The 15,429-nt window shown below is 28.9% G+C and carries 12 protein-coding genes and 1 tRNA gene; 6 read left to right on the top strand and 7 right to left on the bottom strand.

What is annotated here, in order from left to right; translation table 11 throughout:
• Positions 1-121 precede the first annotated feature (121 nt).
• From OCHUTO_RS00685 to mnmG, 4 genes are all read left to right on the top strand, one after another.
• Positions 122-544: an MFS transporter gene (locus tag OCHUTO_RS00685; RefSeq protein ID WP_052694605.1), complete on the top strand. Its 423-nt coding sequence runs from the start codon at positions 122-124 to the stop codon at positions 542-544.
• A gap of 107 nt (positions 545-651) precedes the next feature.
• Positions 652-1,605, top strand: coding sequence for an ABC-F family ATP-binding cassette domain-containing protein (locus tag OCHUTO_RS06190; RefSeq protein ID WP_232296893.1), 954 nt, complete (start codon positions 652-654; stop codon positions 1,603-1,605).
• The gene (locus OCHUTO_RS06185; RefSeq protein WP_306305435.1) at positions 1,524-2,192 is read left to right on the top strand and encodes an ATP-binding cassette domain-containing protein; all 669 of its coding nucleotides are present in this window, start codon (positions 1,524-1,526) and stop codon (positions 2,190-2,192) included. Before OCHUTO_RS06190 ends, OCHUTO_RS06185 begins: the two co-directional genes overlap by 82 nt.
• A gap of 591 nt (positions 2,193-2,783) precedes the next feature.
• Entirely contained in the window at positions 2,784-4,652 is a 1,869-nt protein-coding gene (mnmG, locus tag OCHUTO_RS00675) for a tRNA uridine-5-carboxymethylaminomethyl(34) synthesis enzyme MnmG (protein WP_045796948.1), read from the top strand.
• A 317-nt stretch (positions 4,653-4,969) separates the two neighbouring features.
• Here mnmG and OCHUTO_RS00670 read toward each other — a convergent pair whose 3' ends face one another.
• Positions 4,970-6,037: a COX15/CtaA family protein gene (locus OCHUTO_RS00670; protein ID WP_045796947.1), complete on the bottom strand. Its 1,068-nt coding sequence runs from the start codon at positions 6,035-6,037 to the stop codon at positions 4,970-4,972.
• 360 nt (positions 6,038-6,397) lie between these two features.
• Between OCHUTO_RS00670 and OCHUTO_RS00665 the strand changes: the two genes are divergently transcribed.
• Together OCHUTO_RS00665 and OCHUTO_RS00660 are read left to right on the top strand one after the other, a co-directional pair.
• The gene (locus tag OCHUTO_RS00665; protein ID WP_052694604.1) at positions 6,398-7,561 is read left to right on the top strand and encodes an autotransporter outer membrane beta-barrel domain-containing protein; all 1,164 of its coding nucleotides are present in this window, start codon (positions 6,398-6,400) and stop codon (positions 7,559-7,561) included.
• Positions 7,562-7,802: 241 nt separating this feature from the next.
• Positions 7,803-7,877, top strand: a tRNA-Phe gene (locus tag OCHUTO_RS00660).
• A 51-nt stretch (positions 7,878-7,928) separates the two neighbouring features.
• Here the strand turns inward: OCHUTO_RS00660 and OCHUTO_RS06180 are convergent.
• The 6 genes from OCHUTO_RS06180 to sucC all read right to left on the bottom strand — a co-directional run bounded on the left by OCHUTO_RS06180 (position 7,929) and on the right by sucC (position 15,427).
• Positions 7,929-8,819, bottom strand: coding sequence for a ComEC/Rec2 family competence protein (locus tag OCHUTO_RS06180; RefSeq protein ID WP_269745468.1), 891 nt, complete (start codon positions 8,817-8,819; stop codon positions 7,929-7,931).
• Positions 8,812-9,957, bottom strand: coding sequence for a ComEC/Rec2 family competence protein (locus OCHUTO_RS06745; protein WP_269745467.1), 1,146 nt, complete (start codon positions 9,955-9,957; stop codon positions 8,812-8,814). Before OCHUTO_RS06745 ends, OCHUTO_RS06180 begins: the two co-directional genes overlap by 8 nt.
• A gap of 281 nt (positions 9,958-10,238) precedes the next feature.
• On the bottom strand, positions 10,239-11,462 hold the full coding sequence (tyrS, locus tag OCHUTO_RS00650) for a tyrosine--tRNA ligase (RefSeq protein WP_045796946.1): 1,224 nt from the start codon (positions 11,460-11,462) through the stop codon (positions 10,239-10,241).
• Positions 11,463-11,694: 232 nt separating this feature from the next.
• Positions 11,695-13,296: a proton-conducting transporter transmembrane domain-containing protein gene (locus tag OCHUTO_RS00645; RefSeq protein ID WP_045796945.1), complete on the bottom strand. Its 1,602-nt coding sequence runs from the start codon at positions 13,294-13,296 to the stop codon at positions 11,695-11,697.
• Between the two features lie 82 nt (positions 13,297-13,378).
• Positions 13,379-14,257, bottom strand: a complete 879-nt coding sequence (sucD, locus tag OCHUTO_RS00640) for a succinate--CoA ligase subunit alpha (RefSeq protein ID WP_045796944.1) — start codon at positions 14,255-14,257, stop codon at positions 13,379-13,381.
• Between the two features lie 9 nt (positions 14,258-14,266).
• On the bottom strand, positions 14,267-15,427 hold the full coding sequence (sucC, locus tag OCHUTO_RS00635) for an ADP-forming succinate--CoA ligase subunit beta (RefSeq protein ID WP_045796943.1): 1,161 nt from the start codon (positions 15,425-15,427) through the stop codon (positions 14,267-14,269).
• Positions 15,428-15,429: the final 2 nt, after the last annotated feature.

The raw sequence follows: 15,429 nt of genomic DNA, 5'->3' as shown, positions 1-15,429 counted from the left end.
GTTTATTATTGTTAAAGCAACGTGAAGGTGTCAAGATAGATTATACGCTGGAAGACTCTATGAGTAGGCTAATTAAAGACTGGGTACTGCGCTAGTATCAAGCCTTCTTTGCGCTGCTTATATGTCTTATATTGCAGCTAGTGCATTTTTTTATCAAGAAATTTTTCAAATGCAAGTCTTATCTTTTGTAATGCATCAAGCAGTAATTATTGCTTCTTTTACAGTGATAAGTATAGTTGCAGATAAGATGATAGGATTTTTAGGAAAGCAAAACACCATAAAATATACTATAAGTTTATGTTGTTTAAGTGCTATTCTTATGATTAGTATAGGAATTAGCAAAATATATAATCCTTTTTTTATGACTTGTTTCATGTGTTTGTTTGTTATAGGACTTGCAGTATGTTATCCCGTTATTTTTTCTGAATCTTTATCTATATTTCCTACTTTAAATGGTACAGCATCATCCTTAATAATGAGTCTGAGAGCTTTGCTTATCACAGGTTTTACAGCTGCTACAGGATTATTTATGATCATAGTTTGATCATGGTTACGCTTCCTATTGCTAGTGGAATATTTTTAGCAGCCTTTTTGATAGGTTGGCCTAAGAAAATTAAGATATGGGGGAAATGAAAACAGTTGTTTCTTAATATGTTGACTATTAACTCACTGGCCATGATCTATGACTCAAAGCTGCTATTTACTGATGTTAATTTAAATTTGAATAAAGGTAATAAATATAGTGTAGTAGGAGCAAATGGCACTGGAAAAACTACTTTTTTAAAGCTTTTAACAGGTGAAGAAGAGCCAAGTCATGGAGAAGTTATTATTCCTAAAAAATTAGGTGTTGGGTGGTTAAAACAAGATCAATTTCGCTATGAAAATACTCCTATTATTAATGTAGTCATTGCTGGTAAAAAAAACTTATGGCAAGCTATCTGTGAAAAGGAAGAATTGCTTGCCCGAGAAATATTAGATGACGTAAGTGGAAGTAAACTTGGGGAACTAGAACAAATTATAGCGGATAATGATGGTTATATTGCAGAATATATAGCAGGAGAGCTACTAACTAGTTTAGGTATAAAAGAAGAATTCCATTACCAAAATCTTTCTGTTCTGTCTGGTGGATATAAGCTTAGAGTATTACTTGCTCAAAGTTTATTTGATAATCCAGATATTTTATTGCTTGATGAACCAACCAATCATCTAGATATAAATTCTATTTGTTGGTTAGAGAATTACTTAAAATATAGTTTTAAAGGGGTATTAGTTTTTATTTCTCATGATATTACTTTTGTGAATAATCTTGCTACTCATATATTAGATATAGATTATGGTGAGATTAGAGAATATGTAGGTAATTACAATAAATTTATAGAGCAAAAACAAGCAATAACGGAACAAAAATTACACGAGCTTTGTTATATGGAAAGAAAAGTTACTAAAATGAAAAAATTTATGGAAAAATTTCGTGCAGGTACTAGAGCAAAACAAATTAAATCACGAGAAAAATTACTTGAAAAATTGAATTACCTGATATCCAGAAATCTTCTAGGATTAGTCCTAATTTTAATTTTAGGCAAAAAATATCTTCTGGTAAAGTAGTTTTAAAAGTTAGTAATTTAGCAAAAAATTACGATAACAAAAAAATTCTTAGCAAAGTTAATTTCACTATCAATCGTGGTGAAAAGGTTATAATTATAGGACCTAACGGGGCAGGAAAATCAACTTTATTAAAAATTCTTACGGGAAAAGTTTCTCCAGATTATGGTAATTATGAATGGGGATATGAGACTCATATTTCTTATATTGCTCAAGATCACCATGAATTATTAAATAGCAATATTACGGTTTTTGATTGGTTGCAAACGCAGATAAACGCTTCCTCCATGGGAGTGATAAGAAATATACTTGGCCAGGTATTATTTAAACAAGAGGAAGTTTATAAAAATATCCTGACCTTAAGTGGAGGAGAGAGCGCAAGGGTTATTCTTGCTAAAACTATGTTAGAAAAAAATAATACTCTCATTCTTGACGAGCCAACTAACCATTTGGATATAGAAGCAAAAGAAGCTTTAAAAATGGCCTTAATTAATTATCCGGGAACTTTACTCATGGTTACTCATGATCGTGATTTTACCAATAATATTGCTACTAGAGTTATTTCTTTAGATCATGGAAAAGTTAATTAATTAGTTTATCTCCAATAATATTTTTTATCAATCAGATGACAGAAAATTATACTACCTATCAAGAATAGATATAGAATACACTTTAAACTTCCAATACAACCATACAATTAGCTATATAGGCCTGATAAAAGCTGCTACATTTTAAAATAATAACATCTCTAGATTTAAAATTGCTGATTTAGCATCATCTTCCCATAAATGATCAAACTCCGCTGGTACATTGAATATACTAAGTTATAGAGCTCAAGATTGCTTATTCCATAACTTTAAGCATCGTATTATTTTGATTGCTGGCACAGCTTTTATTCTAAATAGTCTTTTCAATTACTACTCTGATCAAAAAATACATGTTATTCTAGCTGGTGACTAAATTTAATTGTACTACAGTTGACTAATACTAACCTTTATGGTTTTGATTTTGCCTAAACAATTTGATTTTTTCATTGTCTCAATCAATTATATATTAGTGGCTTGCCCAAACTTACTGTTTCTAAATAATTTATCTTTGAAATTTATATGCATTATTAGTTTGAGTAGCCGCAGGTAATTATTGTATAATCTATGGACTAACTTATTTGATAAAATATTAAAATGAATAAATTTGATGTTGTAGTAGTTGGTGGTGGGCATGCTGGGTGTGAGGCATCTACAGCAGCAGCAAGAATGGGTGTTAAAGTAGCATTAATTACTCTTAAACCTGAAAATCTTGGAGAAATGTCATGTAATCCAGCTATTGGCGGCCGTGGCAAGGGGCATATAGTAAAAGAAGTTGATGCACTTGATGGCCTTATGGGTAAAATTGCAGATAAAGCTTGTATACATTATAAAATGCTGAACTACACTAAGGGACCAGCTGTTTGGGGCCCAAGAGCGCAAATAGATCGTGCTTTATATAAATCTGCAATGTTTAATACAATAACAAATTATCCTAATTTAACTATCATATTTGCTTCAGTAGAAGATATAAAGTTCATTGGTAATAAAGTTACTGCAGTAATTGTTGATGGAAAAGAAATTTATTGCCAAAAAGTTATACTAACTACTGGTACTTTTCTATCTGCAATCATTCACCGTGGTAAAGAACAAATAAAAGCTGGTCGTATAGGAGAAAGTGCATCTTATGGGTTATCTAATACTTTATTAGCGCTTGGATTAAAATTAGGAAGATTAAAAACTGGGACTCCACCTAGAATTGATGGCAGAACTATAAATTATTCAAAATTAGAAGAACAGCCAGGTGATTCTATTCCTACTCCATTTTCTGAAATTACCAATAAGGTTTTAGTTCCCCAAATTAAATGCTATATTACCAGAACTAATGAATTTACGCATCAAATTATAAAAGACAATTTGCATCAGTCTGCAATGTATAGTACTAATATTCAAGGGATAGGTCCAAGATATTGTCCATCAATAGAAGATAAAATTATAAGATTTAGTCACAATACCAGCCATCAAATCTTTTTAGAACCGGAAGGATTAAATAGTGATATTATCTATCCTAATGGAATATCAACATCTTTGCCAAGTGATATACAAGAAGATATGATTAAAACCATAAGAGGGCTAGAAAATTGTAAAATAGTGGCATATGGTTACGCTATTGAATATGATTATGTAGATCCTAGACAGCTAAAACATAGCTTAGAAGTAAAATCTATAGATGGATTATATTTAGCTGGACAAATTAATGGTACTACAGGTTATGAAGAAGCTGCAGGACAAGGAATTATAGCTGGAATAAATGCTGCACAAGCAATAAAAGGGCAGGGGCCATTTATTTTAGATAGAACAGATGCTTATATTGGAGTAATGATTGATGATTTAACACATGGAGTAGATGAACCTTACCGTATGTTTACTTCAAGATCAGAATATAGATTGAGTATTAGGGCTGACAATGCTGACCAGCGTTTAACTCCAAAGGCAATAGAGATTGGTTGTGTTAGTCAGTTGAGACAAAAAATATTCCATGCAAAGTTATCAAAACTGAATACTTTGCGTGCTTATGTTCAATCACTAACTATTACTCCTAAACAACTGCAGAATTCTGGTTATCAAATTTCGCAAAATGGTATTGCCCGGACAGCCTTTAATTTACTTGGACTTCCAAATTTTGGTATCAATATAGTAAAGGACCTTTATCCTGAATTAAATCAGTATGACAATAATTTATTATTATTGCTAACTTATGAATCAAAATACCAAGCATATTTAGAACGTCAGAAACAAGATATTGCGCTCTTTAAGCAGGAAGAAATGTATGCAATTCCTCAAGATTTAAACTATGATCAGATTCCTAGTTTGTCAATTGAAGTCCGAGAAAAGCTTAAACAATATCAACCTGAAACTATAAGAGCTGCAAAACATATAAATGGAGTTACACCATCAGCAATTATGGCTATAATTATTTTTTTAAAAACCAAGTATTTTAATTCCTTAAATATAAGAAACTGCTAATAATTTTAGAGAAAAGTAAGTAATATATTCCTTAGCATTAAGAGCATAAAAAAGTGCAAGTACATATTACAAATGAGATATGCTTATAGAGCTAACAAAAATAAGAACAGCTTTCTTTTTGGGATCAAGCATTTATTATTACGCAATCTACAGAATTTCATATGCTTATTCTTCTAGGTTTTATGCTATAGTTTTATCCACTTTTTCTATTGCTAAATTAGCTTAGCTAACACGTAAAATCATTCAATTTCTATCTTATGTAACAATATTGCTGTATGAGCTCTAGAAGTTAACTTAATATTACTAGAATTTAAAAACTATACTGTAGAATTAGCTGATATATTTTGAATAAGGAAGAAAATAGTTAGCAACAAAATCGCACATACTTGATGTATTAAAGCTATTAATGTTGGTACATGATAAACTAAAGTTATAATACCAGTAGTGATCTGCACTAAGATTAGAAATATAGCGATGACTCCAATTATGCTTGGTATTTGTCTATTGAGAATAACTAGCAAAGTAGCATAACATATTATTAAGCTACCAATTAATATACCAAACCATCTGTGGATAAATTGTATTACAACTGAATTATCAAATACTGTAAAATCCATAGGTTGATTTAACAGCTCTATTGGAATTAAACCGTTGCCCATATTAGGAAACTCATTATATATCAATCCTGCATCAAGTCCAGCAACTAAAGCTCCAAACATAACCTGAACATAAAGTAACAAAATAATTATTTTATTAAAAAAAGCTAATTTAGCCTTTAAGTTACTTTCATTAACACTTATAATTTTATTAATTGCGGATGTAGATATAGAACTTTTAAATGGTTGTATAATATTTAATATTTCAATTATCAGTTGGTGATAAATAATAACAGCTAGCAAAAAGTGCCCTGCTAGGCGGTAATGACTAACATATGGATTGTCTTTTAATCCACTTTTTACCATATACCACCCCATAAATCCTTGCACTACAACTAGATAAATTATAAAAAGCAACCTATAACATTGCTGCTTAGTTAAATATTGCAAATAATAAAAAGTTAAGAACGGAATAATAATTATTATTCCAGTTACTCTTCCTATCAATCTATGAATATACTCTATAAAAAAGATAAATTTAAACTCAGAAATAGTCATCTGATTATTAACTAAATTAAATTCTGGGGAAGATTTATATTTATTAAACTCATTGTTCCAGTCTTCAAAAGATATAGGAGGTATAACACCAAATACTGGATTCCATTCTACAATAGATAGCCCAGAATTAGTTAATCTAGTTATTCCACCTAATACTATCATAAGTAATACTAATAATGCTGATACTATTAACCAAATTGATATTATTTGTTGAATATGAGGTTTATACATTTTTTTATATATTTTAAATAATAATCTAGTTAGTATTAAAGATAGCACCTTATAAATTAGAAGTTTGATAATACTACTATAAGTGATGCAGAGTATTATAATAGGTGCAACACAATATATTATCAATAATATTTGAATTTCAACTGCATATTGTTGTTTATAGCAACTTTATATACTAACAGCAATGATCTAAAATAATATAAAAGTTTTAAATTAGCTTTTATATTGTTTTATCATTAGTTTATAAGATTTATATTATTATTTGATTTTTATTTTCTGAAAAATTAAAAATATATTGAACCATAGGTTTTTTTATGTTAAATTAACTTAACTTTTAGTTACTAAGGATAAGTATTGACCATGATGAAAAAGACTAACAAGTATACAGTTTGTGTTAAAATATCATTAGTTCTTTCTACATTGCTTTTTATAGGAGCAGCTCAAAGTACATTAGGCGTGAATGTTTTGCAACCTGAGGACTCGCAAACACAAAAAAAAGATATTCAAAAAGGCAAATTTATAGCTCAAGAAAAAGCTTTACAAAAAGCTATTCAAACTTCTGATGTTGCAGTAACTAATACTGTAGGTGTTATTACTAATACTGTTGTAGATGCTACAACAGCTAGCATATCTCATGCTGTAAAAAAACAAAATCAATCATCTAATATTATAAGTTCTGGATCAAATATTAATTCTAATAATGGTTGGAATATTCAGGGGAATATTTTTACTGCTAACATTAATCAGGAAAGTAATGAAGAAATTAAAAAGTATAAGACAGGCATTAATGGAATATTGTTTACAGTTAATAAGTATTTAAATAAGAAAGCAATTATTGGTGTTACTGGTTTATATTCAAATCTTAATATTCAGTACGATGAAAGTATTAATCACATACTAAATAAAACAGATTGTAATGCATTTTCATTATCTTTAAATGGTAGATATTATCCACAACAAAATATATTTACTCAAGGAATACTAGGCTTTATTAAATATGATGGTAAAACAGAATATGTAGCTAGCCAGCCTTCTAGTGAGATTAATGGTAATGGTTACTATGGTGATTTTATGCTAGGATGGGATTTACATCCATATAGTTCAAAGTTAACTTTATCTCCAATAGTTGGTATTAGATATAGTACACTTAAAAATGCTAGTTATAAGTTATTTGACGGTACTACTGTAGGTAACGCAGAGCATTATCTACTAGAAGGTAGAATAGGGGCAACAATAAAATATATTATTAATAATAAAAGCATATCAATAATGCCTGAACTTCATGCTATTGTTCATAGAAACTTATATACTAATAGCAGTAATCTAAAACTAGAATATCCTCTTTTAGCAAACTCTGGTATTGTTGATATAAAAACAGCAAGCATGCCTAAGCTACTTGGGCAATTAGGAGGAGCATTAACTATGCAGAGTGGTAAAATAGGCTTTGGTCTATCATATAGTGCTTATTTAGCTGCAAATTACATTGCTCATGTTGGATCTATAAATATAAAAGCTAATTTTTAGCTTTTATATTTTTTATCCGTAAAAATTGAGTGATTTATATGCATTTTGCAGAAATATCTATCTTGATTCTTATTTATTTTTTCCAATTATTTAAGTATGTTAGCTTTTAAAGCTGCTTTAGATAAGTGGTTTTAATATACAAAATAGTTTAAATTTTATGGACAAATGGCTATGAGTTGATTATATATACCTTATTAAAGAGCTTTTTTTATATATTTTTGGATTAGGATTTATCTAATTTGGCTTGATAGCTCAGTGGTAGAGCGTAGGACTGAAAATCCTTGCGTCGCCGGTTCAATCCCGGCTCAAGCCGCCACATGTTTCATTTATTAATACTATATTTAGCGCATCTAAGTTTTTTGAATTATTAAATCTGAAATCTGCTGCTTTTTAAGTGGATTTTATATCTACATTCCTGCTTATTACAATATATTTCTACTATATTAGACTTATTCAATATGGTACTATCAATTATTTTTGTTGTAATGTTTTTACATTTATCATTTGCTATTGTGCTAATTACTAAATCAGCTGGTAAGCATTTTGTATTTTTAAATCTGATAGCTATTATTTTACCTGAGTTGGTAATAATTTGATGATTGGAGGTTTCTATTGTACTGTCATGAAATAAGATTTCATTTTGTCCATACCAATTACTCCAATATTGTAAAAAAAATTCTGGTATACTAGATGATGAGTATATCTCAAGTTTATCATTAGCGTTTTTGATACCAAAAACTGTAAGTTCACTATTTAAAATCAGATCTGGTTTTTTAGGTATTATTGCTATTCGTATGAGAGCAACAATAATTATTACTATTCCAAGTAGTCTCAAATATTTTTGCCAAATTACTAGCCATAGGAATCCAAATAGATAGATTAATAAACTAACATTATCAATATGTCCAAAGTAAGTAACTGAGTATGGAAGTGTTGATACTATTTTAGCTATTTTAATTATAGTATCAACTCCATATCCTGCTAATAATAAAGAGAATTTTTCTAGGTTAAATGGCATTAATAATAACGATACTAATGTTAATGGCATAACCCAAAATGCTGTTAATGGTATTGCTAATAAATTAGCTAATACTGAGTAGTTTGCAAAGCTGAAAAAGTAATATATTACAGTCGGTATAGTTGCAATGCTAACAATAGTACTGGAATATATACTTGATTCAAAAAATAGCTTTATTTTGAATGATAATGAATTTTCTTCTTGATTTAACTGATGCAGTAGTTTATAATAACTAATCAATGATATTACAGCTATAAATGATAGCTGAAAAACTAGGATGCATAACATATTCTGGGTTTGATAATAAAATTATAATGGCAGCTAACCCTACTGATCGTAATGGAATCATTCCACGCCTTATTAATACAACTACTATAGCTGTTGAAGTCATTATGAAAGCTCTAATTGTAGCGATATGGCTTCCAGTTAATATTAAATAGCAAAAACTTCCTATTAAAGACATTATTGTTGCTATAGTTCTTACATCAAAATTAAAAGCAATAGTAGTTGATAAGTTTAAGATAAATCTGAATCCGGTAAATAATGTTATTGCAACCATAGAAAGGTGCAATCCAGATATGCAGAGTATATGTGATATTCCAGCTTGTCTCATACTGATTATAATATCTTTATTTAAGGCATAATTCTCTCCTAATAAAATTGCATTAATAAAACCTCCTAAATAACTATCTAAAACATTTATAACTCTATCATATATTCCAATTCTGATATGTTCAATTATAGTAGCCATTGATTTATTAAATACATTGTTTTGACTATTACTTTGAACTAATTTTACTGATGATGTTACATAACCTATTGCATTTATATTATTAAAATAGGCAAGTATGTTTAATGACAAGTTATTAATTATTAAAGCATTGCTTGTTGGTGGATATAAGGTTGCGCTAAAAGCAACTTGATCTCCAGTAATAATATTGTAAACATGATTTTTAAAAGCTGATACTCTTATATTTATTGGTGTATTGTAGTTATCAAGTGCTTCAATATAGCAGTTGTTAATAATTAATATAACTCCTTGAGGGGTAGGGTGAATTTGTGTAATTGTTCCATAAATTTTGGATTTTATAATTGTATTAATATGCCGCGGTTTTGCTATTAAGTACCTAATTTTACCAACTATAACACCTAAATAACAACAAAGCAGAATTAAAAGTAATGTTCTTTCTAAAAAGCTATTACTTGTAATTAAGAAAATGCTAATTAAAATTGGCGAGATAAGCAAAATTTGCCAAAGTTCTGGTTCAAACGGTAAAGTAAAATATAGTGCTATGCCGAATATAAAGCTTACAATAAACCATAAACCAAGATTGTGATATTCTTCAGATATTAATTTATTAACTAAATGTATAACCATTAACTTACTTTGAGTTATACAAACATAGTATAGCATAAAATAATTAGTAGCTAAGAATATTTACAGTATTAAACATAGTGTTGCAAAAAAGAATTTATTAATTCAAAATGTTTGTGCTATTAATTTTTGAAAAAAATATTATCCATTATCTGAGTTCTATATAAAGAATAAGATCAGAATAGGAGCGATAAGGGGAAAGAAATATTATGATTTGTTTTTCTTCCAATATATGCTAATTGTTTGATCTTAGCAGAATCTATTATTAGCACTCAAAAAACACGTTATGTTATTTTAACTACAACATGATGTTTTTTACCTAATGAGACTTTAATAACTTGATTTATAAAATTTTGCGATTGTATGATTAAATTTGTATCAGTAACTTTTACATTGTTAATTTTGATTCCATTACCTTGAATTAATCTTTTTCCCTCAGATTTAGTTTTAGCAAATCCAATTAACAACAGTAATGTAGTAATTGGTATACCAGCATTGATATCAGTTAATGTAAATGTTGGTAAGTTTTCATCTAATGTTTTATGTTCAAATATTTGAATTGCAGTATTAAGTGCTTTATTTGCTTCTTCTTCTCCATGACATAGTAAAGTAATTTTATAAGCAACTTGTTTTTTTGCTTCATTAATATTATTGAGAGATAATTCTTTAAGCTTAGCTATTTCTAATGCAGAAAATTCACCATATAGTTTAGCAAATCGTATTACATAATCGTCTTCAATATTTCGCCAGTACTGAAAATAATTGTATGGGGAACACATATCTTCATTTAGCCAAATAGCTCCATCAACTGTTTTCCCCATTTTTTTTCCAGATGAGTTTGTAATCAATGGTGTTGTTAAGCCAAATACTTCTGTACCGCTTAATTTTTTTACTAGATCTACACCCATAGTAATATTTCCCCATTGATCACTACCTCCAATTTGAAGATTACAGTTGTAATGTTTATTCAAATAGTAAAAATCATACGCTTGCAATAGCATGTAGTTAAATTCTAAGAAGCTTAAGGTAGTATGTCGTTCTAATCTTGATTTAACTGAATTCATAGTTAGCATCTTATTTATTGAAAATAAACTACCATAATCTCGCAGAAAATTAACATAGTTTAGAGAATCTAACCATTCTTGATTATTTAAAAATAATATGTCATTTTTATCAAATTTAATAAATTTACTTAGTGATTTTTTAATACCAACGATATTTTGTTGTATCTCTTCATTAGTTATAATTCTGCGCAGTTTATCTTTTCCAGATGGATCACCAATCTTAGTAGTAGCTCCCCCAATAACAATTATGGCTCTATGGCTATACTGTTGTAATAATCTTAATACCATTATCTGCATAAGATTTCCAACATGCAAGGACTTAGCTGTACAGTCAAAACCAATATAGGCTGTTAACTGACCACGATTACTAATTTGTTTTAACGTTATAAGATTTGTAGATTGATAAAAGTAACCTTGATTAATAAATTTATTTATAAAAGACATAATTTTTACTTAACATCAGCCAATTTACTGTGTAAACTTTAGGCGAAAATATAAATTTTATTAAACATATAGTTTGATCTAACATATATAAATTTTCAATTAAATATAGTATATGGTAAGATTGGATTTTTCAATAACATAATGTGTTTTAAGCTGTTAACAAATAATTGAAAAATTTTCCTTTTAATAAAGGAATATAAAATTTCATTATTTTTGTTTTTTATGACGGCCGTTACATAATATCAATAATGATCAAAGTCAATAAAATTACAATAGTAATTCCTATAGTTAAGCTATGACTTAGATTCAAGTTATTACTTGATCTTAAAATTTGAGGAAGTTGCAATTTTAATTGCCAAATTTTATTACTGTATAAGGTTATAAGATGTTGAATGTTATTGTATAAGATACTCTCAGGTAATAATATTTTCCCTGATATTTTTGAAGGACAACTAATATAACTAGCAATAAATCCAGCAGTAATAATTGCTAATTGTTGCAATAGGTATGTAAAATCTATGGTATAGGAATATAATATTAGATTAATAATAGTAAAGTATATAACTGTAATATATTCAGCTATATTAATATATTCAGCTTGAATAAATTTTATTTTAATATTTTTGTAGATTAATATCCAAGGAATATATAATAGTTGCGCTGCTATAGTGATATTTATAAAATGAGTAATATTATTATTATTTAATGCTAATATATTAGCATAACAAATAGTAGTAAAAGGAACAGCAAAAAATATTACTAAAACACAACTAATAGAGATTAGTAATATTGAATCTATAGCAACTACTTTACTACTAAAATCTGTAAAGAAAATTAATTGATATTTATCCTTTAACCAACTACACATTAGCATAAAAAACGATTGGCAAAGAATATAACTTATACATAACAGTATTATATCATTATAAAAATCAACAGGATTATTTTGATATGCTCCAATCATTATAAGCATAATACCGCTTTTAGAAATGAAAGAGTATGAGAATGATCGTTTTATTTCATTTTCTAAAATAGCATAAATAATACCAAATACTGTAATAAGTATACCAATTATTATCAATATTTTTAATCCTAAGAATAGCTTTAATATCCATATTAAATTTATTGTAGTAGTTATGGATAAATAAGCACTTTCTATTGTTCCACTTACAGAATAGCTATTTACCAACCAATATGAAAACATTGGACAAGCAATATTTATCAATAAGCCTAGCAGTATAACTACTGCAGCAATATAATTATATTCAAAATCTTGTATTACCTTAGCTAAATTAATAATAGGTAGACCATATGAATTAACTATAATACTACTACCAGCTAATATTAGCATAGCACTTAATGAATGCACTATTAAGTAATAATACGCTGTTTCAATTTGGCATTCGTTATTTTTTTTATATATCATTAAAGCTGCAGCTAATGATGAAAATTCCAAGCTATAAACCATAGTTGAAAAATCTACTGATAACATTGAAACAATGTTGATGCCAGCATATAGCGTGGCTAAAATTATACTATAGTTACAATGTCGTTGTTTATAGGCTGATAAGTTAATACAACTGAAACATAGTAAAATGCATAAACATGCTATTCTATTATAATGATTATATTGAAAAGAAAACTGCCATAGATCATAAAAATTATAGCATATAAGATCAGGCTGCTTACTACATATAATAGCTGCTATAATAGGAAAAACAACAGCTAATATGCTAAAAGTTTTAGAATTTCGCAAGACATATAATATTATAGTTGATAATATTATAAAAATGCCTGGATGTAGCAATATTTCATGTAAGCTAGCTTTTTCCATCTTTCTTTTTCTTTCAACGGACTATAGAAATAGTTTAAAAAAGCCTATAAAAATTAGTTATTAAAAAACTCTCTATAATATTTTAGAGACCATATAATAAATTATACATTGTTTGCCCAATTTTTGCAGGAGATTCTGCAATATGAACTCCAGAATTTTTTAATGCTTCTAATTTATTATCAGCAGCTCCTTTTGCTCCATCTATGATGGCTCCAGCATGCCCCATTCTTTTACCAGGAGGAGCAGTGACTCCAGCTATAAAGCCTACTACTGGCTTTTTGATTTTAGATAATCTTAAAAAATCAGCTGCTTCCTCTTCCGCACTTCCTCCTATTTCACCAATCATAATTATAGCTTTTGTATCTTCATCTGTTAGTAATAGTTCAAGGCAATCTACAAAATTAGTGCCATTAATTGGATCTCCACCAATACCAATACAAGTTGACTGACCTAATCCAACTGCTGTAGTTTGAGCTACTGCTTCATAAGTTAAAGTCCCAGAGCGAGAAATAATTCCTATTGAACCAGCTTTATGAATATGGCCTGGCATAATACCAATTTTACATTGATCTGGAGTAATTATTCCTGGACAATTTGGACCAATTAGCCTAGTCCTACTTCTTTTTAAAGTTTCCTTAATTCTTAGCATATCAAGTACTGGAATACCTTCTGTAATGCAAACTAATAATTCTATACCAGCATTAATAGCTTCAAATATAGAATCAGCTGCAAAAGCAGGAGGAACATAGATTACACTAGCTGTTGCACCAGTTTTCTGAATAGCTTCCTCAACAGAGTTATATACTGGTAAATTTAAAACAGTTTGTCCTCCTTTACCAGGAGTAACTCCACCAACCATTTTAGTTCCGTATTTTAATGCTTGCTCAGTATGAAAGGCTCCCTGAGCCCCTGTTATACCTTGACATATAACTTTAGTATTTTTGTTAACTAATACTGCCATATATTTTCCTTACTTAACTGCTTCAACTATCTTTTTAGCAGCATCATCTAGATCATTAGCTGCTGTTATTTTTAATTTTGAATTACTTAATATTTTTTTACCAAGTTCAAAGTTAGTACCAGCTAACCTAACAACTAATGGAATAGATAAATTTATTTCTTCTGCTGCTGCTAATACTCCTTCAGCAATAATATCACAACGCATAATTCCTCCAAAAATGTTAATTAAGATTCCTTTAACATTGCAGTCAGATGATATGATTCTTAAAGCTTCTGCTACTCTTTCTTTATCAGCACTCCCTCCAACATCAAGAAAATTAGCTGGTTCTGCTCCATAAAGTTTAATGATGTCCATAGTAGCCATTGCTAAACCAGCACCATTAACCATACATCCAATATTGCCACTCATTCTAACATAACTTAAATCAGCTTTAGTAGCTCTTAATTCTAGCGGATCTTCTTCAGCTTCATCACGCATTGCTTGAATTAATGGTTGTCTAAATAATGCATTGTCATCAAAGTTCATTTTAGCATCAAGAGCTATTAGTGTATCATCTACAGTAATTATCAAAGGATTAATTTCAACTTGAGTAGCATCAGTATGAATTAGTGTACTATAAACCGCGCTAATTATTTTAGTCATTTGCTTAGCTAAATCCCCAGTAAGTCCAAGCTGAAAAATAATTTTACGACTGTGAAATGGTTGTATACCAGTCAAAATATTTACCTTAACTTTAATGATTTTTTCTGGATTAGTATGAGCTACTTCTTCAATATTAATTCCGCCAGCAGCAGAAGCCATAAAAGTAATGCAGTGATTTGATCGATCTACTACTGCTCCTAAGTATAGTTCTAGCTTAATTTTAGCCCCAGATTCAATATAAATTCTTTGAACTTTTTGCCCTTGAGAACCAGTTTGTGGAGTTACTAAATTCATTCCCCACATATTCTTTGCTAAAATTTTTGCTTCACTTCTATTATTTGATATTTTGATGCCACCGCCTATTTTTCTTCCACCAGCATGTATTTGAGCTTTTATAACAAATGTGTCAGTAACTAATGAATCAATTGCTTGATCAATGTCTTCATATCTTAGTATTGCAATTCCAGGCTGAACTGGAACATTGTACTTACTAAGAATCTCTTTGGCTTGATATTCATGTATATTCATTA

It is taken from the genome of Orientia chuto str. Dubai (assembly GCF_000964595.1).
Classification (GTDB): domain Bacteria; phylum Pseudomonadota; class Alphaproteobacteria; order Rickettsiales; family Rickettsiaceae; genus Orientia; species Orientia mediorientalis.
This window is presented reverse-complemented; position numbering and strand designations above follow the sequence as displayed.